Genomic DNA, 17,603 nt, shown 5'->3' with positions numbered 1-17,603 from the left:
ACCATGTCATTGAATGTCTTCTGGTTCATTCCTACCCACGGCGACAGCCGTTACCTGGGCACCTCGCAGGGCGCGCGCCCCGTCGATGCCGATTATTTGCGCCAGGTGGCTGTTGCCGCCGATACGCTGGGTTACGACGGCGTGCTGCTGCCCACGGGCCGCTCCTGCGAAGATGCATGGGTGGTGGCGTCGTCCCTGATTAGCGTGACGCACAAGTTGAAATTCCTCGTCGCCGTGCGCCCAGGCTTGTCCACGCCCGGCCTGGCCGTGCGCATGGCCTCGACCTTTGACCGCCTGTCGAATGGCCGCTTGTTGATCAATGTCGTCACGGGCGGCGACCAGGGCGAACTGGAAGCGGACGGCCTGTTTGCCGACCATGCCAAACGCTACGAAATATCGGATGAATTCATCAAGGTGTGGCGCGCCACGCTGGCCGGCGAAGGTGGCGCGGCCGGCTACGATTTCGAGGGCAAGCATATCCAGGTGAAGGGGGCGAAAACGCTGTATCCGCCCGTGCAAAAGCCGTATCCGCCGCTGTATTTCGGCGGCTCGTCGGAACCGGCGCATGAACTGGCGGCCGAGCAGATGGATGTGTACCTGACCTGGGGCGAGCCGCCTGCCGCCGTGGCCGAGAAAATCGCCGATATCCGCGCGCGCGCCGCCAAGCGTGGCCGCACGGTGCGCTTCGGCATCCGCTTGCATGTGATCGTGCGCGAAACCAACGAGGCGGCCTGGCGCGCGGCAGAGGAATTGATCAGCCACCTCGATGACGACATCATCGCCAAGGCGCAAACGTCGTTGGGCAAGATGGATTCCGTGGGCCAGCAGCGCATGGCCGCCCTGCATGGCGGGCGGCGCGACAAGCTCGAAGTGTCGCCCAATCTGTGGGCCGGCGTGGGCCTGGTGCGCGGCGGAGCCGGTACGGCACTCGTTGGCGACGCCCAAACGGTGGTGGCGCGCATGCAGGAATACGCGGACCTGGGCATCGACACTTTCATTTTCTCGGGCTACCCGCACCTGGAAGAATCGTACCGCTTCGCCGAACTGGTGTTCCCGCTGCTGGGCAAGGGCAAGGCCGTGGGCGAACAATCCTTGACGGGACCCTTTGGCGAAGTCATGGCCAGTGATATTGTGCCGGCAACCGCGCAGAAAAAGGCGGCCTGAGATGGCGGCGGGCGCGGTGAAAGCAGTGAAATCAGTAGGCGCAGGCGCTGCGTGGCGTGATGCGCTGGCGCCGTGGGCCTTGCCTGTGGCGCTGCTGCTGGCCTGGCAACTGGCCTCGCAGTGGGGCTGGCTGTCGAGCCGCATCCTGCCCGAACCGTGGGCCGTGGCGAAAGCCTTCTGGAACCTGGCCATGTCGGGCGAGCTGTGGCTGCATTTGAAAACGAGCTTGTGGCGCGCGACGGTGGGCTTCGTCATCGGTGCGGGTCTGGGCTTGCTGCTGGGCCTCTTGACGGGCAGCTTCCGCCATGCGGAAACCCTGCTCGACACAACCTTGCAAATGGTGCGCAACATCCCGGCATTGGCCCTGATTCCGCTGGTGATCCTGTGGTTTGGCATCGACGAGACGGCCAAGCTGTTTCTGCTGGCTGTCGGCGTGTTTTTCCCCGTCTACCTGAATACCTTCCACGGCATCCGCTCGGCCGACCAGGGCCTGATCGAAATGGCGAAAAGCTATGGCTTGTCCGGCTGGCCCCTGTACCGCGACGTGATCCTGCCGGCCGCCATGCCGTCCATCCTGGTGGGCGTGCGCTTTTCGCTGGGCCTGGTATGGGTGCTGCTGATCGTCGCCGAAACCATCTCGGCGCAGGCCGGCATCGGCTACATGACCATGAATGCCCGCGAATTCCTGCAAACGGACGTGGTGCTGGTGGGGATTTTGCTGTATGCCTTGCTGGGCAAACTGGCCGACCTGTTCTCGCGCCGGCTGGAACGCCACTGCCTGCGCTGGAATCCCGCCTACCGATAATGATGAAAGAGGACACCATGCTGCTTGCCCCGATCCAGATCGAAACGGATTTCCTGACGCACTTCGTGCAAAACGACCCGGCCAGCGCGCCGGCGCAGGCGAAAACCGCTCCGTCTGCCCCTTTGAGCCGCCGTGGCGTGCCGCTGGCCCTGACGAATCTGAGTAAATCGTACACCAGCCGTCCCGTGTTGAAAAACGTGGACTTGCAGCTCGAAGCGGGCGAGTTTGTCGCCATCGTGGGGCGCAGCGGCTGCGGCAAGAGCACCTTGCTGCGCTCGATCGCGGGCCTGGAAAGCGTGGACGAAGGCAGGGTTGCCATCGGTTCCGATGTTGGCTCGATCCTGGGTACGCCGGATATCCGCATCATGTTCCAGGAGCCGCGCCTGCTGCCGTGGAAGACGGTGCTCGATAATGTGGCCCTGGGCTTGCCCCGTTCCGTGGGCGCTGCCGCAGCCGCCTTGTGGACGGTAGGCCTTGCCGAGCGGGCCGGCGAGTGGCCGGCGGCCCTGTCGGGCGGGCAGAAGCAGCGCGTGGCGCTGGCCCGCGCCCTCGTGCACGAGCCGCAATTGCTGCTGCTCGACGAACCTTTGGGCGCGCTCGACGCGCTGACGCGCATCGAAATGCAGCAGCTGATCGAGTCGCTCTGGCTGGCGCGTGGTTTTACGGCCGTGCTGGTGACGCACGATGTGGCCGAAGCGGTGGCCCTGGCCGACCGCGTGCTGCTGATCGAGGATGGCCAGATCACCCTGGACGTGCAGGTGGACTTGCCGCGCCCGCGGCAGCGCGGCAATGCGGCTTTCGCCGCGCTGGAGCAGGCTATTTTGTCGCGCGTGCTGCAACCATCTCGGCCAGTACAATAAAACCGTCGCTATCGACCGTCGCTACGATGCTGTCGTAGCTGTCGATCACGGGGTGGCGCGTGGCCAGCGGATGCGCATGCGTGGCGGTGACGACGATGACCTTCGCGCCAGCCGCTTCGCCCGCCTCGATGCCGACCGAGGCGTCTTCGAACACCAGGCAATCAAAGGGCGCCACGCCTAGCTTTTCAGCCGCCAGCAGGTAGCAATCGGGTTTTGGCTTGCCCGCCTTGACGTCTTCCGCCGTCACCATGATGGCGGGGATGGGCATGCCGGCCGCCTTCAGGCGCGCCGTGGCCAGCGCCCGCGGCGCCGAGGTGACGATGGCCCATTGCGCCGGCGGCAGCGATTGCAAAAAGCGCAGCGCGCCCGCAATTTCAATGATACCCGCTACATCGATGATCTCGGCATCCGTGATGCCCTGCGACTCGCGCTGCGCATCGACGCCGGGCAACGCCAGCCTGGTGATGGTGTCGACCGAGCGCGCGCCATGGATGGTGGGTAGAAAGGCCAGCACGTCGAGCCCCTGGCGTTGCGCCCACGTGCCCCAGATCCGCTCGGCGGCGGCGATGGAATTGATGACCGTGCCGTCCATGTCAAAAAGAAAAGCGCGGTAGCGGCCTGCGGCCGATGGCAGTGGTACAGGGGACGGCGAGGGCAGGGCGGACATGGCTTCCTTCCAAAAGATGGGCTGGAAGCCATTGTAACGGCAGTGGGTTTTTATTTCAGGTAGACCGACTCAAAACGCGCCACGGGCGCACCATCCTTGAGCAGTATCAGCTTTTCGCCATCGAGCTGGTAGCCCGTCACGCTATTCAAATTGGCCAGCACGGCGCTTTCCAGCTGCATCAAGGGCGGCGGGCACGCCATGCGGGTGCCGGCCAGCTGCGTGAAGCGCAGGGCCGTGCCGGCCACGGTGTAGCCGCCCATCACGCGGTTGCAGCCTGTAAAACCGGTGACCTTGCCGTCGTCGGAAAGCGTGATGCGCACTTCGCGTTCCTGCTCCGGCGCCATCGTCACCGTGGCGCCATCGAGCTGCGTCAGCTTCCAGTAGGTATTCGTCAGGCTGGCCTGCGGCGCCAGGCTGGCGTTTGGCATGGTGTTGTCGACCGTTGCGGCGCAGCCGCCAGCCATGGCGATTGCGGCGGCGAGGGGCAGGAATTTTAGACGATTCGTCAGACAATGCGTCAGGCGTTGCAGCATGGGAGACTCCTGTGAGGGGTGAACGATGGCTGCCAGACTAGCAGATTTTTTGCGCGCACCGTGGTATCGCAGCGGCACTGATCTGCTGTTTTGCCAGTATAGGCATTACACTCATGGCTGCTGTTCAATTTTTATAGAATGTGAAGCGAGAAGACGATGCCTGTAAGTTCCTACCTGAATACCCGTCCCATGCTGGGCGAGCGCGTGTACCTGCATGATACGGCGCAAGTGATTGGCGATGTGCAGATCGGCGACGACTGTTCCATCTGGTGCAACAGCGTGCTGCGCGGCGACGTCAACCGCATCGTCATCGGCGAGGGCAGCAATATCCAGGACTTTTCCATGGGGCATGTGTCGCACAGGAATGCGGCCAAGCCGGACGGTTCGCCCTTGACGATTGGCAAGTATGTGACCATCGGCCATTCCGTGATCTTGCACGGCTGCACCATTGGCGACGAGTGCCTGATCGGCATGGGCAGCATCGTCATGGATGACGTGGTGGTGGAAAAGCACGTGATGCTGGGCGCGGGCAGCCTGGTGTCGCCGGGCAAGGTGCTGGAAAGCGGGCATTTGTATGTGGGCCGCCCCGCCGCCAAGGTGCGCGCGCTAACGGACGCCGAGATCGCCTACCTGCGCTATTCGGCCGAGCATTATGTGCGCGTGAAGAACAATTACCTGGCGGGCGGTGAGCCGGGCTGAACTGAACTGAACTGAATATCAGTCCTTGGGAGCGGACGACGGTTGCGTGTATTTGTCGAAATTGGCGATGTAGTCGTTGAAGTTATCCGTCAGCATGCGCTTGTATTGTTCGGTGAAAAATGCCACGGCGTCGTCTTTTTCCTGGCGCATTTTTTCCACGTCGTTGGTCTTGCTGGCAATCAGGAAGGCGTTGAAGCGTGCTGCCGCGTACAGCAGCGAGGTGGCCACTTCGTTACCGCGGCTATGCTCGCATTGCTCATTCGCCACGGCGATGATTTGGTCGGCGCGTTCCCAGAATTCCGGGCCCGGTGCTGGTTTTGTGCTTGGTGTGCTCATACGACTCCTCGTGAAATTGCGTGCCAGTCTACACAGCGCACTGCGGCCTGTCCAGCGGCGCGCCACGCTTCAGGGCGCTTGCAGGATTTGTTCGACCAAAACGGCCAGGGGCTGGCCGATATCGAGCACGATGCCCGCTTCGTCAGGCAGCAAAGGCTGCAGGGTAAGCAGCTGGCTGTCGAGCAGGCTGGCAGGCATGAAATGGCCTTGCTGTTCCTGGCGCTGCTGCATGCGGCATTCCAGCACGGCGCGCGGTCCGTCCAGATGGGCAAAGCGCAGTGCCGGGTCGCCCGTGCGCAGCAGATCGCGGTAGGCGCGCTTCAGGGCGGAGCAGGAAACGACGAGGCCGCTACCTTGCGCACGGGCGGTGGCGATGCGCTCGCGCAAGGCGGCCAGCCAGCCGGCCCGGTCGGCATCGTCGAGGGGGATGCCGGCGGCCATCCTGGCCACGTTCTCGGGCGGGTGCACCTCGTCGCCTTCCACGTACGGCAGGCCCAGCGCACTGGCCAGCAGGCTGCCGACTGCGCTCTTGCCGCAGCCCGATACGCCCATCACGACCCAGCGCACGGCCGGCGCGCCTGCACTCATGGCGCCGAGACGATGATGGTGACGCGGCGGTTTTCTGCCTGGCCCGCCTTGCTGGCGTTCGAGGCCACCGGCTTGCCCATGCCCAGGCCCTTGACGATGATGTTGTCGCGTGGAATGCCCGTCGCGCTCATGGCACCGGCTACCACGTTGGCGCGCGCCAGCGACAGCTTGATGTTGTAGTCTTGCGTGCCTTCGTTATCCGTGTGGCCTTCCACGCGCATGTGGTTGATGCCCACTTTCAGCAGGGCGGCGCTGATCTTCTGGACGGCGCTGCGGCTGGGCGGCGTCAGCTTGGCGGCGTCAAACTCGAACAGCAGCTTGTCCGTAAAGCTCAGCTCCCAGCCTTCGTCGGTCTGGTGAAAGCCCTGCTCCGTCATGGCGGCGATCTGTTCGGCATTGAATGGCGGTTTCTTTTCTGGCGTGCTTTGGCAGGCCGCCAGCAGGCCCAGCATCAGCAGGCCGAGAAAGCCGAGGCGTAATTGCTTGTAAATCAATTGCATGGTGATGCTCCTTGCGGTCAGGGGTGAATCTGGGGCTGGGGCAGGCGCGCCACCTGGCGCGTGCCACGCTGCGCCTGCTTGGCGCGGTACATGGCGTCGTCCGCCGCACCCACCAGCGACACGGCGTCGATGGCGTGATCGGGGAAGACGGCCACGCCGATGGTCAGCGAACTGACGATACTGTTGCCAGTTGGCAATTCAATCGCGTGCGACATGGCGGCGATGATGTTGTCGGCGATGTGCATGGCGTCGCTGCTGCTGCGCAGCGGCTTGAGCAGGATGGCGAACTCGTCGCCGCCCAGGCGCGCCACCAGGTCGCCTTCGCGCAATTGCTGCTTGATGCGCGCGGCAATCGTCACCAGTACGCGGTCGCCCGAGGCATGGCCGAAAGTATCGTTGATGTACTTGAAGCGGTCGCTGTCGAGGAACAACACGGCCACCTTGCCATTGCCGAGCCTGGCCTCGATGATGGCGCGTTCCAGCTCCGCTTCCATGAAGGCGCGGTTGGACAGGCCCGTCAGGCTGTCGTGGTTGGCGCGGTGCGACAGCGAGGCGTTTTCCTTTTGCAGATGGCTTTGCCACGCTTCAAGTTCGTCGAGCAGGGCGTTGAAGTCGTCATTGATCTGGTTCAGTTCTGCAATATTGGCAGGTGGCACGCGCAGTTCGAACGAGCGGTCGCGCCGCACGCGGTGCGCCGTTTCGGCCAGGTGGCGCAGCGGCGCCGTGATGTCCGTTTCCATGCGGCGTGACAGGCGTACGGCAACGATCAGGCTGAGCGCCAGGCAAGCGAGCAAACAGGAGAGGCCGCTGAGCAGGAACGGCAGCAGGCTGCGGCTGTGCGGCACCAACGCGATGCTGCCGATCACCTGTTCGTTATGCGTGATGGGAAACGATAGCGAATCGGGCAGCATCCAGTCCGTCAGCGTGCGCTCGATGTAGTAGCGCGTGCCATGTTCGCCCCGTTCCCAGCGGGCCAGGACCTTGCCATCCTTGTCGCTCACTTGTGCCCGGTCGATATCTTCATTGACGCCGATCAAGGCCAGCGCTTCCTTGGCGGCCATGGGGTCGCCAAAGACGACGGCCGCTTCCACCGTGTAGCTCATCGAGCGGGCCACCAGGCGCAAATTTTGCTCCGAATACACGCGCAAGGCCAGCAGCGCCACGGCCGTCATGGTCAAACCGGCGGCCAGCACGGCGATCAGCGACACGCTCAGGTGGGCACGCCGCAGCACGCTGTCGAGCGTGGGCCGCGCTTTGCGGGTGCGTTTGCTATTCAGCCGGGCGTTCATGGCTGGGGTCCCTTGCGACGGGCTATTTGCAAGGCGTTCGGATGCACGCGCAGGCCGCTGCGGGCGATGGCGTCGAGATTGACGTCAAAGCCGATCTGCGCCTCGACCAGGCGCAGGCAGAACATGGTGCCCACGGAGCAGGCGGTACCCGGTTCACTGACCGATAAAATGGGTTTACCGATGACCTGCGCCAATAGCAGTTCGCGCTCGCTGTCGGGCAGGCTGCCCATGTAGACGACGTCGCATTCATTGATGGCGCCGCTGGCCGGCTGGATCTTGACGCGGAGTCGCTGTCCTGCGCTGGAGGCGGGCGTATCGACGATGGCTGCGCCATGGTGGGGTGTGCCGACCATGCAGACGCGCACTTCGGGGCGCGCCACGGGCCAGCGCACATAGCTGATGATGCCGAACAACACCTGCGCCACATCGGCCGGCCGCCTGGCGTCCGGTGCGGCGCCACCTTGTGCCCACGCCGCCCCCGGCGCCAGCACAGTGCAGGCGAACAGCGAGGCCAGCAGCACGGCAGCGAGCACAGTGGTGAGCAATGCGTGCGGCGCGGTGCGCTGCCTGTGGCAAGGGAAGGAAGGCACGGCGTTGAGTGTCTTTATTCAGGTCAGAAATTGCTGCTCAAATTGCTACTCAAATTGCTACTCATAAACACCGACTGTACGGAACTGTATGCTGAAAGTAAATTAATTGTGCGATATAACCTTGCATTATAAACACTAATTTAAAAACTTGCATTCTTTACCACGAGAACTGCCAGGCTACATTGCTCAAGTGGCGCTGAACTGTCTCTATTCTTCCAATGTCGCTTCCAGTAAGTCGATTTCGCGCAGCAGGCGCAAGTGGATGGTGTCGTCCAGTTCGCCTGAGATACGGCGGCGGAACAGTTCGTCGCGCTCCGCATTGAGCGCTTCGAGGCGTAGCGCCCGCTCAGCCTTGGCCAGTTCCTGCATGCGGCTTGCCTCGTCGTTGCTGCTTTCGCCATACGTGAGCCGGCGCCGGTAGGCTTCGATCAGGCGGTTGGCCGCCTCGCTGACGACTTGCTGCTTGCCGTCCTTGTCGATGCCGGCGCAGACTTTTTCCAGCCGCGCGATGGCGGCCTCGGCGGCAGCGGCGCGGGCATTGCGCTCTTCCGTCGAGCGGCGCGCGGGCGGCGCGAAGACCAGCCCCTTGGTCAGCAGGGGCAGGGTGACGCTGGCCAGTATCAACGACAGCAGGATGACGCCCATGGCCAGGAAGATGACCAGGTCGCGTGCGGGGAAACGCGTGCCGTCAGGCAAGAACAACGGCAGGGTCAGTATGCCGGCCAGGGTCAGCGCTCCGCGCACGCCTGCAAACGAGGCCACCAGCAGCAGGCGCAGGCTGGGGCGCGCCAGCGGCGCCGCTTCCTTCGATTCGCCAGCCACCTTCTTGTTGTGCTTGAACAAGGTCAGCTTCATCGAGATGAAGACCCAGACGAAGCGCATGAAGGTCAGCCCCACCGTGATGGCGACAACGAACAGGGGCAGTTTCCAGGCACTGCCGGCGCCCACTTCGATGGATGCGCCCGGCAGGCCGGCAACGGTGGCGGGCAATTGCGCGCCCAGCATGACGAAGATCACGCCATTCAAGACCAGTTGCACGGTATCCCACACCGCCTTGCGCTGCGTGCGCGTGGCCGCCAGCGGGCGGCCGATCAGGTCGGCGTAATGCATGGACACGCCCGCCGTGGCGGCGGCCAGGATGCCCGAGCCGTGGATCTGCTCGGCGCCCAGGTAGGCGGCGAACGGGATCAGGATGCTGATCAGGATTTGCAGGCCCGGTTCTTCGCCGACCTTGCTCACCAGCCATCTGTTTGCCAGGCCCACGCCCCACGAGATGGCCAGGCCGACGACGATGCCGCCACCGGCTTCCTGCACAAAGCTCAGCGAGGCGGCGCCGATCGAGAAGCCGCCCGTCATCATGGCGCCCACGGCAAACGTGAAGCAGACCAGGCCCGAGGCGTCGTTCAGCAGGGACTCGCCTTCCAGGATATGCATCAGGCGCGGCGGAATCGGATTGCCGGCGGCAATGGCCGAGACGGCCACGGGGTCGGTCGGCGAGAGGATGGCGCCCAGCGCGAAGGCGACGGCCAGCGGCACGCTGGGAATGAGCCAATCGATGAAGAAACCCATGCCCAGCACGGTAAACAGCACCAGGCCGATGGCCAGCATCAGGATCGAGCGCGCATCGGAAAAAAACGCGCCCTTGGGAATGCGCCAGCCATCGAGAAACAGCAGCGGTGGAATGAAGAGCAGGAAGAAAATGTCGGGGTCGAGCGGCACTTGCACGCCAAACATGGCCAATCCCGTGCCGCCGGCAATCTGGATCAGGGGCAAGGGCAGCGGGATCCAGCGCGAACGGGCGATGAAGCCGCACAGGACGACGGTGAGGACCAGGGTGAGGATAATGGTAACGGTATGCATGAAGGGGGAGGGCCGGCGTGCTGAAACGGAGATTATAAGGCGCAGCTTGCGCGCAGCGCTGCCTAGGTGTCATCGCGTACATACAACAAGTCACAATCGCGGTAAGATTGTAACAATTGGCCATGCCGCCGCCGCTGCCTGTGGACGGTTGCTGCGCATGCGCTTTGACTCTTACGGAATCCTGTTTTGCTCAAAAAGATTTTCACCGGCCTGCTGGTTTTGCTGGCGCTGCCCGTCATCGCGGCGTTGGCCGCGTATGTCTATTACTGGCGTCCCGCGCTGGCGCCCATCAACCCGCCTGCCGCCACGGCGTTTTCGCCGCAAGTGGTCGAGCGGGGGCGGATCCTGGCGGGCATGGGTAATTGCGCCGCCTGCCATACGGCCAAAGACGGCGCTCAATTTGCTGGCGGACACGGCTTGGCCACGCCGTTTGGCACGATTTACGCCACGAACATCACGCCCGACCCGCAAACGGGCATCGGCCGCTGGTCGCTGGCCGCCTTCCAGCGGGCCATGCGCGAAGGCGTGGGCCGCGATGGCGCGCACCTGTTTCCCGTCTTTCCCTACACCCACTTCACGCTCGTCTCGGAGGCGGACCTGACGGCCCTGTACGCGTATTTCATGACGCGCCCGCCCGTGTATGCGGCAGCGTCCGCCAATAGCGTGCCATTTCCCCTGAATCTGCGGCCCCTGCAGGCGGGCTGGAAGTTGCTGTACTTTAAGCCGGCCAGCTTCCAGCTTGATCCTGCGCAAGGGCTGGACTGGAACCGGGGCCGCTACCTGGCCGAAGGCCTGGCCCATTGCGCCGCCTGCCACACGCCGCGCAATGCGCTCGGTGCCGAGCTTGCCGGTTCGCCGTATCTGGGCGCATCGATTGATCACTGGTATGCGCCAGCCCTGACCAGCGCCAACACGGCACCGTTGCCATGGACGCACGATGAGCTGTATGCCTTCTTGCGTACGGGCGCGACGGCCCTGCACGGCGTGGCGGCCGGCCCCATGTCGGCTGTGGTGCACGAAGGCATGGGGGCCTCGCCCGATAGCGATGTCCGCGCCCTGGCCACCTATTTCGCCGGCGTTTCTGGCGCAGGCAGTGAAACCGCGCGCAAAGTTGATGTGGGTGCCGTGGTGAAGGCCGGCATCGACCGTTCGCAGCGCGTCAGCCTGGTCGATAACGACCGCGGCGCCAGCCTGTACGTGGCCGCTTGCGCGTCTTGCCACTCAAACAGCAACGGCCAGCCCGTGGCCCTGCGGCCGGAACTGAGCCTGAACAGCGCCGTCAGCGCGCCCGATCCAGCCAACCTGATCCAGGTGATACTGCACGGCATCAATAGGGACGAGGCCATGCGCGGCGTGCTGATGCCCGGTTTTGCCCAGTCGCTGACGGATAACGACGTGGCCCAGCTGGCCGCCTATTTGCGCCGTAGCCGCAGCCATCAGCCGGCCTGGACGAACCTGGAAGCGGCCGTGGCACGCGCTCGTGCCACGCCTGGCGCTGGCAAGCAATAATTGAAAGTTTCTTATGTATAACACTTATGTATAACATTTCTGTTAATGGCCAGCCTTTTACCGCCGAGGTCGATGCCGAAACCCCCTTGCTGTGGGTGCTGCGCGACGAAGTCCATTTAAAAGGCACCAAGTTTGGCTGCGGCATCGGCATGTGCGGCGCCTGCACCGTGCATGTGGACGGCCGGGCGATCCGCTCGTGTATCACGCCGATTGCTGCCGTGGCCGGTTGCGCCATCACCACCATCGAAGGCCTCTCGCCGGACGGCACGCACCCGCTGCAGCAAGCGTGGATCGCCACGCAGGCGCCCCAGTGCGGCTATTGCCAGTCGGGCCAGATCATGCAGGCGGCGACCTTGCTGCGCGACTATCCGCAGCCAACGGATGCGAATATCGATGCTGTCATGAGTGGCAACCTGTGCCGTTGCATGGCGTATGTGCGCATCCGCAAGGCCATCAAGCTGGCGGCCGGCATGCAGGAGGCGCCTGATGTTTAAATTACCCAAAGAAAATTCGTCGCTGCGCCCCAGCGCGCTGGGACGGCGCGGTTTCCTGATCGCCGCCGCCGGCACGGGTTTTACGCTGGCCTTCCTGCGCGCCGACAGCTCATTTGCCAACAGCTCATTGGCCGACAGCAAGGTGGCGCCCGTGCCGGCAGTGACACCGGCCGCGCCCGTGTTCGACCCCAGCATCTGGTTCGAGCTTGATGTGGACGGCATGATCACCGTCAATATCGCCAAGGCGGAAATGGGCCAGCATATTGGCACGGCCCTGGCGCGCATCGTGGCCGACGAACTGGAAGCGGACTGGAGCAAAGTGCGCCTGCGTTACGTCGATACGGACCCGAAATGGGGCTTGATGGTGACCGGCGGCAGCTGGTCCGTCTGGCAGAATTTCGATCCGCTCAGCCGTGCTGGCGCCGCTGGCCGCCTCGCGCTGGTCGAGGAGGGCGCGCGCCTGCTGCGCATGCCCGTGTCTGGCTGCCACGCCAAACTGGGCGCCGTGCATGGACGCGGAGGTTCGATTTCCTATGCCGAGATCGTGCGCCGTGGCAAGCTGGCGCGCCAGTACACGCCCGCGCAATTGAAGGCCATCGTGCTGAAAACGCCGCAGCAGCGCAGCCTGATCGGCCACCGCGTGCAGGCGCTCGATATTCCATCGAAAACGGATGGCACGGCCCAGTACGGCATCGATGCGCACGTCGACGGCATGCTGTACGCGCGCCCGAAGATACCGCCCACGCGCTACGGCTCGAAGGTCGTCTCCATCGACGACTCGGCGGCCAGGCAGGTGAAGGGCTATCTGCACTCGCTGGCCTTGCAAGATCCCAGCGGCAGCGTGCCCGGCTGGGTCATGGTGGTTGCCGAATCATACGCCGCTGCCATGCGCGCGGCCGACCTGGTGCAAGTGAAATGGCGGGCCGGCGCAGCGGCGCATGTGTCGGAGCAGGATATTGTCAATTACGCCAGCAAGCAGCTGGCAGACGCCAGCCTGGGCGCGCGCTTGGTCGATGATGATGGCGTGGAGCAAGCTTTCAAGGATGCCAGCCTGACGCTGGAGCGCCACTACACCACCAGTACCGTGCTGCATTTCCAGCTCGAACCGGTCAATGCGCTGGCGCAAAAAGTCGACGGCATCTGGCACATCCATGCGGGCAATCAATGGCAATCCTTGATACTTCCCGTGCTGGCCAAGGCCTTGAAAGTGCCGCAAGACAAGGTCATGCTGCACACCTATCTGCTGGGCGGCGGCTTCGGGCGGCGCCTGAATGGCGATTATTGCGTGCCGGCCGCGCTGGCGGCGCAGGCCCTCGGGCGGCCCGTCAAGATGCTGTGCACGCGCGCCGACGATGCGCGTTTCGATTCGCCCCGCTCGCCCTCCGTGCAGCATGTGCGCATGGCCTTCGATGGCGAGGGCAAGGTGTCGGCGATGGTGCATGAAGCGAGCGCGGGCTGGCCCACGCAAGCGATGATCCCCGCCTTGCTGGCCAAGGACAAGGCCGGCCATCCGTATGACCCGTTCGCCATCGCTGGCGCCGACCACTGGTACTCGGTGGGCGCGCAGCGCGTGCGGGCCGTCTCGAACGACTTGGCCAACAGCAGTTTCCGCCCCGGCTGGCTGCGCTCGGTGGGGCCGGGCTGGACGAATTGGGCCGTGGAAAGTTTCATGGACGAGGCGGCGCAGGCGGCCAAGGTCGATCCGCTGGCGTTCCGCTTGTCGCTGCTGCAGGCGACGGGGCGCAACGCGGGCAGCGCGCCAAATGCCGTCGGCGGCGCCGCGCGCCTGGCCCATGTGCTGCGTCGGGCGGCGGAAAAGGCCGGCTGGGGCACGGCCATGCCGCCCGACACGGGCCTGGGCATCGCCGCCACGTTTGGCCAGGAGCGCGGCATGCCCACCTGGACGGCCTGCGTGGCCAGGGTCAAGGTTGACCGCAGCACGTGCATGGTGAAAGTCGAGAAGCTGACCATGGTGATCGACGCCGGCACCATCGTCGATCCGGACGGCGCGCTGGCGCAGGCGGAAGGCGGCGCCCTGTGGGGCGTGAGCATGGCCATCCATGAAGGCACGGCTTTCCTGAATGGCGAAGTGAAGGATACCAACCTGAATACCTACACGCCCCTGCGCATGGCCGACGTGCCGGAACTCGATATCGAGTTCGTGGCCAGCACGCAAACGGCGACGGGCATGGGCGAGCCGCCCACCACGGCCGTGGCGCCGGCCATCGGCAATGCCATCTTTGCCGCCGTGGCATCGCGCGTGCGGCATTTGCCGATCCGCCCGGAAGCCGTGCTGAAGGGACTCGACCGGCACGGTGCCGTGTAACGTTGCCATGTGGAAAATGTTGTCACGCATGCGTGAACGCTTGCGCAGGAACGGCCGCAGGCTGCTACACTGAGGACTGCCGCTCTAGGCCTGCAGCATGCCCGCCGCGGCTAAATCAGCGTAGTACCAGCTTGATTTCAGCTCAATTCCAGCTTGATTCCAGCTCGATTGCGGAGGCAGCCATGCAAGAACAATTTGTCAGCATCACGGCCGATGAACATCATTTGGACGGCGTGCTTGATTTGCCCGAGCGCCCGGTGGGCATCGTCCTGTTTGCCCACGGCGCCGGCGCCGATAGTGACTATCTGGGCGCCTCCAGCCATGCCACATCGCAAGATTTCCTGCGAGCGGGCATCGCCACCTTGCGCTTTGACCAGGCCGGTGTCGGGCCTGGCGGCGGAAGCAACGGCCATGCCTACTTCGTGCGCAGCGATATCGTCCTGCTGGCGCGCCAGCTGGAAAAAGCCCTGGGCTGGCTGCAAATGGACCCTTCCACGCGGCGCTTGCCCTGCGGCTTGTATGGCTATGGCACCAGCGCGGCCGTGGTGATGCAGCTGGCGGCCTGGCGCAGCGGAGAAATCGCCGCGCTGGCGGTCTGCGATGGCCAGGTGGAAATGGCGGGCAAGGCGGCACTGGAAAATGTGCGCGTGCCCTCCTTGCTCATCGTCGGTGGCCGCGATCCCGATGTGGCCGGCTTGAACCGCATGGCGTTTGCCACCTTGCGCTGCGACAAGCAACTGGAACAAATCGCCTCGCCTGGCGGCCCCGACGCGCGGCACCAGGCCGCCTTGCTGGCCACGGACTGGTACACCCGCCATTTCAACGGGCATATCAGCACGGCGCAATAGCGGCCAATCAGGCGGCGCGCAAGTTCCTTGCATGGAAGCGCACATGCTCTTCCATGAAAGTGGCGATGAAGTAATAGCCGTGGTCATAGCCGGCATGGCGGCGCAGCTGCAGGGGCTGGGCCGCATCCTGGCAAGCGGCCTCGAAGGCTTCGGGGAACAGTTGCTCGGGCAAGAACTTGTCGGCCAGGCCCTGGTCGATCAAGATACCGGCAGGAAATAATACCGGCTGGCCCTGCAAACCGTGCATCAGCGCGCTGGCGTCGTAGTGCTGCCAACTGGCCTCGTCGCTGCCCAGGTAGCCCGTAAAGGCTTTCTTGCCCCACGGACACTGGCTGGGCGCGGCGATCGGCGCAAAGGCGGACACCGAACGGAACAGTCCGGGATTGCGCAAGGCCAGCACCAGTGCGCCATGGCCACCCATGGAATGGCCGAAAATACCCGTGCGTTGCGCATCGATAGCCAGTTCCTGCTCCAGCAGGGCGCGCAATTCCAGGATGTAGCTGTACATGCGGTAGTGGCCGCTCCATGGCGCCTCGGTGGCATCCACGTAAAAGCCGGCGCCCGCACCGAAATCCCAGTGATCGCTCTCGCCCGCGATGCCCGCGCCACGGGGGCTGGTGTCGGGCGCGATCAGGATCAAGCCTTCCTCGGCCGCCACGCGCTGCGCGCCGCCCTTGATCATGAAGGTTTCTTCGGTGCAAGTTAAGCCGGCTAGGTAAAACAGGGCGGGGCGCTTGGCGCCGGCCGCGGCGCCGGGCACGGTGTCGGGAATGAAGGCCGAAAAACGCATGGGCAAGCCGATGGCTTGCGCGTCGTGGCGATAAAAACGTTGTACGCCGCCAAAACAGGCGTGTTCACTCAACAGTTCCAGCATGAATTCTCCTCGTCAATCCCATAGTATAGCGAGAGTGGTGGCAGGCCGAAACTGCCTGGACTGCAATGCGTCGCGGCTTCAGCCCAGCAAGTCCGCGACGAGGGGTAATACTTCCTGCGCGGGCGCTTCGGTCTTGAACGCCAGCAAATGGTCGGCGCGCGTCTTGCCCAGGTTGATGGCGGCCACGGGCTTGCCCGCTTCGGCCGCCATGCGGCACAGGCGAAAGCTCGAATACACCATCACGGACGAGCCCACCACCAGCAGGGCGCTGGCGTCTGCCATCTTGCGCCCGGCCTCGGCGGCGCGGTCAAGCGGCACGCCGTCGCCGAAAAACACCACGTCTGGCTGCAAGGTGCCGCCGCAGTGCAGGCAACGGGGCACGTGGAAGGCGGCCAGTTGCGATGGTTCCAGCAGCGCGTCGCCATCGGGCGCCGGCGTGGCCGTGGCGCCCAGCATGTGCGGATTGTCGCGTTCCAGCAAGTCCTGGATGATGCGCCGTGGAAAGCTGGCGTGGCAATCGAGGCAAATGACCGCATGTATGCTGCCGTGCAATTGCGTGACGGCGGTACTGCCGGCCCGTTGGTGCAGGCCATCCACGTTTTGCGTGACTAGTCCGCCTATTTGCTGGCGCTGCGCCAGCTGGGCGATGGCCAGGTGAGCGCGATTGGGCAGCGCGCGTGCCAGCGTCGGCCAGCCTACCATGCTGCGCGCCCAGTAGCGGCGCTGCACGGCTTCTTGGCGGCGAAAATCCGGCCCCTGCACGGGCGCATTGCCGCGCCGCACGCCTTGCGCGTCGCGGTAGTCGGGAATGCCGGACGCCGTGCTGATGCCAGCGCCCGTCAGCAGCAGCACGTCCGGGTGGCGTTGTAGGAACTGCGCCAGCTGATCGAGGGCGGGCCGCTGGCTGGCGAAAGGAAATATTGGCATGATGCGCCATGCTAACCGAAAAGCATGGCGCTGTTGCATGGGGATATTATTTACTCCAGCTGCATGCCGAAGCGCTGCAAACGCGGCTGCCAATGGTCAAGGATATTGGCCGAGACGAGGATGCGTTCGGCCTTGCCGATCAGCAGTTCGCGCGGCACGAAGCCGAAGTAGCGCGAGTCGGCGCTGTTGTCGCGATTGTCGCCCAGCATCATGAAGTGGTCGGCCGGCACCGTCACGGGGGCAAAGCTGCGCGCCGCGCCTGCGATCTGCGGCAAGACCTGGATACGGTGCTGCTCGGTATTGTTGCGTTCGCTGATGCGCTGCGCCGTCAGTTGCCCCAGGTGGGCGATCCTTTCGGGCGCCGTGTCGAGCGCCGTGTACCGGGCGGCGTGGCCATTGATGACCAGCTGTTCATTGCGCATTTCCACCGTATCGCCAGGCAGGGCGATGATGCGCTTGATCAGCCGCGTGCCATCCTTGGGCGAGGCAAAGGTGACGATGTCGCCGCGTGCCGGGTCGCCCAGGCGTTGTAGCACGATATCGGTCAGCGGCACTTTCAGGTTGAAGGCCAAGCGGTTGACGAAGACCACGTCGCCTTCGAGCAGGTTGGGACGCATGGACGCCGACGGTATCGGATTCCAGTCCGCCACGGCCGTGCGGAACACGCCGAACAGCAGGAGAAACATCAAAAAGCCCTTGTTGGTGCGCATCCATGTCGTCATGTCGTCTCGCTC

19 protein-coding genes are annotated in these 17,603 nt (G+C 64.3%); 8 read left to right on the top strand and 11 right to left on the bottom strand.

From position 1 onward, the window contains the following. Window positions 1-3 precede the first annotated feature (3 nt). From ssuD to ACQ4W6_RS22255, 3 genes are read left to right on the top strand one after another with little or no spacing between them, the layout of a single operon-like run. Window positions 4-1,164, top strand: coding sequence for an FMNH2-dependent alkanesulfonate monooxygenase (ssuD, locus tag ACQ4W6_RS22265; protein WP_436569355.1), 1,161 nt, complete (start codon window positions 4-6; stop codon window positions 1,162-1,164). A 1-nt stretch (window position 1,165) separates the two neighbouring features. Next, a complete protein-coding gene (gene ssuC / locus ACQ4W6_RS22260; protein ID WP_436569354.1) occupies window positions 1,166-1,969 on the top strand; it encodes an aliphatic sulfonate ABC transporter permease SsuC in 804 nt (267 codons plus the stop codon). Between the two features lie 17 nt (window positions 1,970-1,986). After that, the gene (locus ACQ4W6_RS22255; RefSeq protein ID WP_436569353.1) at window positions 1,987-2,829 is read left to right on the top strand and encodes an ATP-binding cassette domain-containing protein; all 843 of its coding nucleotides are present in this window, start codon (window positions 1,987-1,989) and stop codon (window positions 2,827-2,829) included. On the opposite strand, the gene ACQ4W6_RS22250 is transcribed toward ACQ4W6_RS22255, so the two are convergent. Both ACQ4W6_RS22250 and ACQ4W6_RS22245 read right to left on the bottom strand, forming a co-directional pair. Next, window positions 2,786-3,496 carry an HAD-IA family hydrolase gene (locus ACQ4W6_RS22250; protein WP_436569352.1) on the bottom strand — a complete coding sequence of 237 codons (711 nt, stop codon included), beginning with the start codon at window positions 3,494-3,496 and terminating at the stop codon, window positions 2,786-2,788. The two genes, ACQ4W6_RS22255 and ACQ4W6_RS22250, sit on opposite strands and share 44 nt — an antisense overlap. Window positions 3,497-3,546: 50 nt before the next feature. Further along, window positions 3,547-4,029 (bottom strand): META domain-containing protein, encoded by a 483-nt coding sequence (locus tag ACQ4W6_RS22245; RefSeq protein WP_436569351.1) that lies wholly within the window; start codon window positions 4,027-4,029, stop codon window positions 3,547-3,549. A gap of 156 nt (window positions 4,030-4,185) precedes the next feature. Between ACQ4W6_RS22245 and ACQ4W6_RS22240 the strand changes: the two genes are divergently transcribed. Continuing rightward, window positions 4,186-4,728 carry a gamma carbonic anhydrase family protein gene (locus ACQ4W6_RS22240; RefSeq protein WP_436569350.1) on the top strand — a complete coding sequence of 181 codons (543 nt, stop codon included), beginning with the start codon at window positions 4,186-4,188 and terminating at the stop codon, window positions 4,726-4,728. An 18-nt stretch (window positions 4,729-4,746) separates the two neighbouring features. Here the strand turns inward: ACQ4W6_RS22240 and ACQ4W6_RS22235 are convergent, their stop codons facing one another. The 6 genes from ACQ4W6_RS22235 to ACQ4W6_RS22210 all read right to left on the bottom strand — a co-directional run bounded on the left by ACQ4W6_RS22235 (window position 4,747) and on the right by ACQ4W6_RS22210 (window position 9,891). Further along, window positions 4,747-5,064: a DUF3144 domain-containing protein gene (locus ACQ4W6_RS22235; RefSeq protein WP_436569349.1), complete on the bottom strand. Its 318-nt coding sequence runs from the start codon at window positions 5,062-5,064 to the stop codon at window positions 4,747-4,749. A gap of 69 nt (window positions 5,065-5,133) precedes the next feature. Continuing rightward, the gene (locus ACQ4W6_RS22230; RefSeq protein WP_436569348.1) at window positions 5,134-5,652 is read right to left on the bottom strand and encodes a gluconokinase; all 519 of its coding nucleotides are present in this window, start codon (window positions 5,650-5,652) and stop codon (window positions 5,134-5,136) included. Then, window positions 5,649-6,152, bottom strand: coding sequence for an outer membrane lipoprotein YfiB (gene yfiB, locus ACQ4W6_RS22225; RefSeq protein WP_436569347.1), 504 nt, complete (start codon window positions 6,150-6,152; stop codon window positions 5,649-5,651). The genes ACQ4W6_RS22230 and yfiB overlap by 4 nt, the downstream gene beginning before the upstream one ends. 17 nt (window positions 6,153-6,169) lie before the next feature. Further along, window positions 6,170-7,441 carry a diguanylate cyclase DgcN/YfiN gene (gene dgcN / locus ACQ4W6_RS22220; RefSeq protein WP_436569346.1) on the bottom strand — a complete coding sequence of 424 codons (1,272 nt, stop codon included), beginning with the start codon at window positions 7,439-7,441 and terminating at the stop codon, window positions 6,170-6,172. Continuing rightward, window positions 7,438-7,986 carry a regulatory sequestration protein YfiR gene (gene yfiR / locus ACQ4W6_RS22215; RefSeq protein WP_436569345.1) on the bottom strand — a complete coding sequence of 183 codons (549 nt, stop codon included), beginning with the start codon at window positions 7,984-7,986 and terminating at the stop codon, window positions 7,438-7,440. Before yfiR ends, dgcN begins: the two co-directional genes overlap by 4 nt. Window positions 7,987-8,238: 252 nt before the next feature. Further along, window positions 8,239-9,891, bottom strand: a complete 1,653-nt coding sequence (locus ACQ4W6_RS22210) for a Na+/H+ antiporter (protein ID WP_436569344.1) — start codon at window positions 9,889-9,891, stop codon at window positions 8,239-8,241. A gap of 186 nt (window positions 9,892-10,077) precedes the next feature. Between ACQ4W6_RS22210 and ACQ4W6_RS22205 the strand changes: the two genes are divergently transcribed. The 4 genes from ACQ4W6_RS22205 to ACQ4W6_RS22190 all read left to right on the top strand — a co-directional run bounded on the left by ACQ4W6_RS22205 (window position 10,078) and on the right by ACQ4W6_RS22190 (window position 15,068). Further along, on the top strand, window positions 10,078-11,400 hold the full coding sequence (locus ACQ4W6_RS22205; protein ID WP_436569343.1) for a c-type cytochrome: 1,323 nt from the start codon (window positions 10,078-10,080) through the stop codon (window positions 11,398-11,400). A gap of 26 nt (window positions 11,401-11,426) precedes the next feature. Continuing rightward, window positions 11,427-11,894 carry a (2Fe-2S)-binding protein gene (locus tag ACQ4W6_RS22200; protein WP_436569342.1) on the top strand — a complete coding sequence of 156 codons (468 nt, stop codon included), beginning with the start codon at window positions 11,427-11,429 and terminating at the stop codon, window positions 11,892-11,894. Continuing rightward, entirely contained in the window at window positions 11,887-14,220 is a 2,334-nt protein-coding gene (locus ACQ4W6_RS22195; RefSeq protein ID WP_436569341.1) for a xanthine dehydrogenase family protein molybdopterin-binding subunit, read from the top strand. The genes ACQ4W6_RS22200 and ACQ4W6_RS22195 overlap by 8 nt, the downstream gene beginning before the upstream one ends. A gap of 182 nt (window positions 14,221-14,402) precedes the next feature. Then, window positions 14,403-15,068 (top strand): dienelactone hydrolase family protein, encoded by a 666-nt coding sequence (locus ACQ4W6_RS22190; RefSeq protein WP_436569340.1) that lies wholly within the window; start codon window positions 14,403-14,405, stop codon window positions 15,066-15,068. A gap of 7 nt (window positions 15,069-15,075) precedes the next feature. Here the strand turns inward: ACQ4W6_RS22190 and fghA are convergent, their stop codons facing one another. From fghA to lepB, 3 genes are all read right to left on the bottom strand, one after another. Further along, entirely contained in the window at window positions 15,076-15,942 is an 867-nt protein-coding gene (gene fghA / locus ACQ4W6_RS22185) for an S-formylglutathione hydrolase (protein ID WP_436569339.1), read from the bottom strand. A 78-nt stretch (window positions 15,943-16,020) separates the two neighbouring features. Then, window positions 16,021-16,869: an NAD-dependent protein deacetylase gene (locus ACQ4W6_RS22180; RefSeq protein WP_436569338.1), complete on the bottom strand. Its 849-nt coding sequence runs from the start codon at window positions 16,867-16,869 to the stop codon at window positions 16,021-16,023. 50 nt (window positions 16,870-16,919) lie between these two features. Then, entirely contained in the window at window positions 16,920-17,591 is a 672-nt protein-coding gene (lepB, locus tag ACQ4W6_RS22175; RefSeq protein WP_436569337.1) for a signal peptidase I, read from the bottom strand. Window positions 17,592-17,603: the final 12 nt, after the last annotated feature.

This window comes from Janthinobacterium woesei (assembly GCF_051380875.1).
In the GTDB taxonomy this organism is placed as follows: domain Bacteria; phylum Pseudomonadota; class Gammaproteobacteria; order Burkholderiales; family Burkholderiaceae_D; genus Janthinobacterium.
The sequence above is the reverse complement of the archived record's forward strand: the minus strand, read 5'-3'. Positions and strand labels throughout refer to the sequence as shown.

What these genes read in the sequence shown, in the direction of transcription:
- ssuD (WP_436569355.1), top strand. Translation starts at nt 4, where the DNA reads ATGTCATTGAATGTCTTCTGGTTCATTCCTACCCACGGCGACAGCCGT.
- ssuC (WP_436569354.1), top strand. Translation starts at nt 1,166, where the DNA reads ATGGCGGCGGGCGCGGTGAAAGCAGTGAAATCAGTAGGCGCAGGCGCT.
- ACQ4W6_RS22255 (WP_436569353.1), top strand. Translation starts at nt 1,987, where the DNA reads ATGCTGCTTGCCCCGATCCAGATCGAAACGGATTTCCTGACGCACTTC.
- ACQ4W6_RS22250 (WP_436569352.1), bottom strand. Translation starts at nt 3,496, where the DNA reads ATGTCCGCCCTGCCCTCGCCGTCCCCTGTACCACTGCCATCGGCCGCA.
- ACQ4W6_RS22245 (WP_436569351.1), bottom strand. Translation starts at nt 4,029, where the DNA reads ATGCTGCAACGCCTGACGCATTGTCTGACGAATCGTCTAAAATTCCTG.
- ACQ4W6_RS22240 (WP_436569350.1), top strand. Translation starts at nt 4,186, where the DNA reads ATGCCTGTAAGTTCCTACCTGAATACCCGTCCCATGCTGGGCGAGCGC.
- ACQ4W6_RS22235 (WP_436569349.1), bottom strand. Translation starts at nt 5,064, where the DNA reads ATGAGCACACCAAGCACAAAACCAGCACCGGGCCCGGAATTCTGGGAA.
- ACQ4W6_RS22230 (WP_436569348.1), bottom strand. Translation starts at nt 5,652, where the DNA reads ATGAGTGCAGGCGCGCCGGCCGTGCGCTGGGTCGTGATGGGCGTATCG.
- yfiB (WP_436569347.1), bottom strand. Translation starts at nt 6,152, where the DNA reads ATGCAATTGATTTACAAGCAATTACGCCTCGGCTTTCTCGGCCTGCTG.
- dgcN (WP_436569346.1), bottom strand. Translation starts at nt 7,441, where the DNA reads ATGAACGCCCGGCTGAATAGCAAACGCACCCGCAAAGCGCGGCCCACG.
- ACQ4W6_RS22210 (WP_436569344.1), bottom strand. Translation starts at nt 9,891, where the DNA reads ATGCATACCGTTACCATTATCCTCACCCTGGTCCTCACCGTCGTCCTG.
- ACQ4W6_RS22200 (WP_436569342.1), top strand. Translation starts at nt 11,427, where the DNA reads ATGTATAACATTTCTGTTAATGGCCAGCCTTTTACCGCCGAGGTCGAT.
- ACQ4W6_RS22195 (WP_436569341.1), top strand. Translation starts at nt 11,887, where the DNA reads ATGTTTAAATTACCCAAAGAAAATTCGTCGCTGCGCCCCAGCGCGCTG.
- ACQ4W6_RS22190 (WP_436569340.1), top strand. Translation starts at nt 14,403, where the DNA reads ATGCAAGAACAATTTGTCAGCATCACGGCCGATGAACATCATTTGGAC.
- fghA (WP_436569339.1), bottom strand. Translation starts at nt 15,942, where the DNA reads ATGCTGGAACTGTTGAGTGAACACGCCTGTTTTGGCGGCGTACAACGT.
- ACQ4W6_RS22180 (WP_436569338.1), bottom strand. Translation starts at nt 16,869, where the DNA reads ATGCCAATATTTCCTTTCGCCAGCCAGCGGCCCGCCCTCGATCAGCTG.
- lepB (WP_436569337.1), bottom strand. Translation starts at nt 17,591, where the DNA reads ATGACGACATGGATGCGCACCAACAAGGGCTTTTTGATGTTTCTCCTG.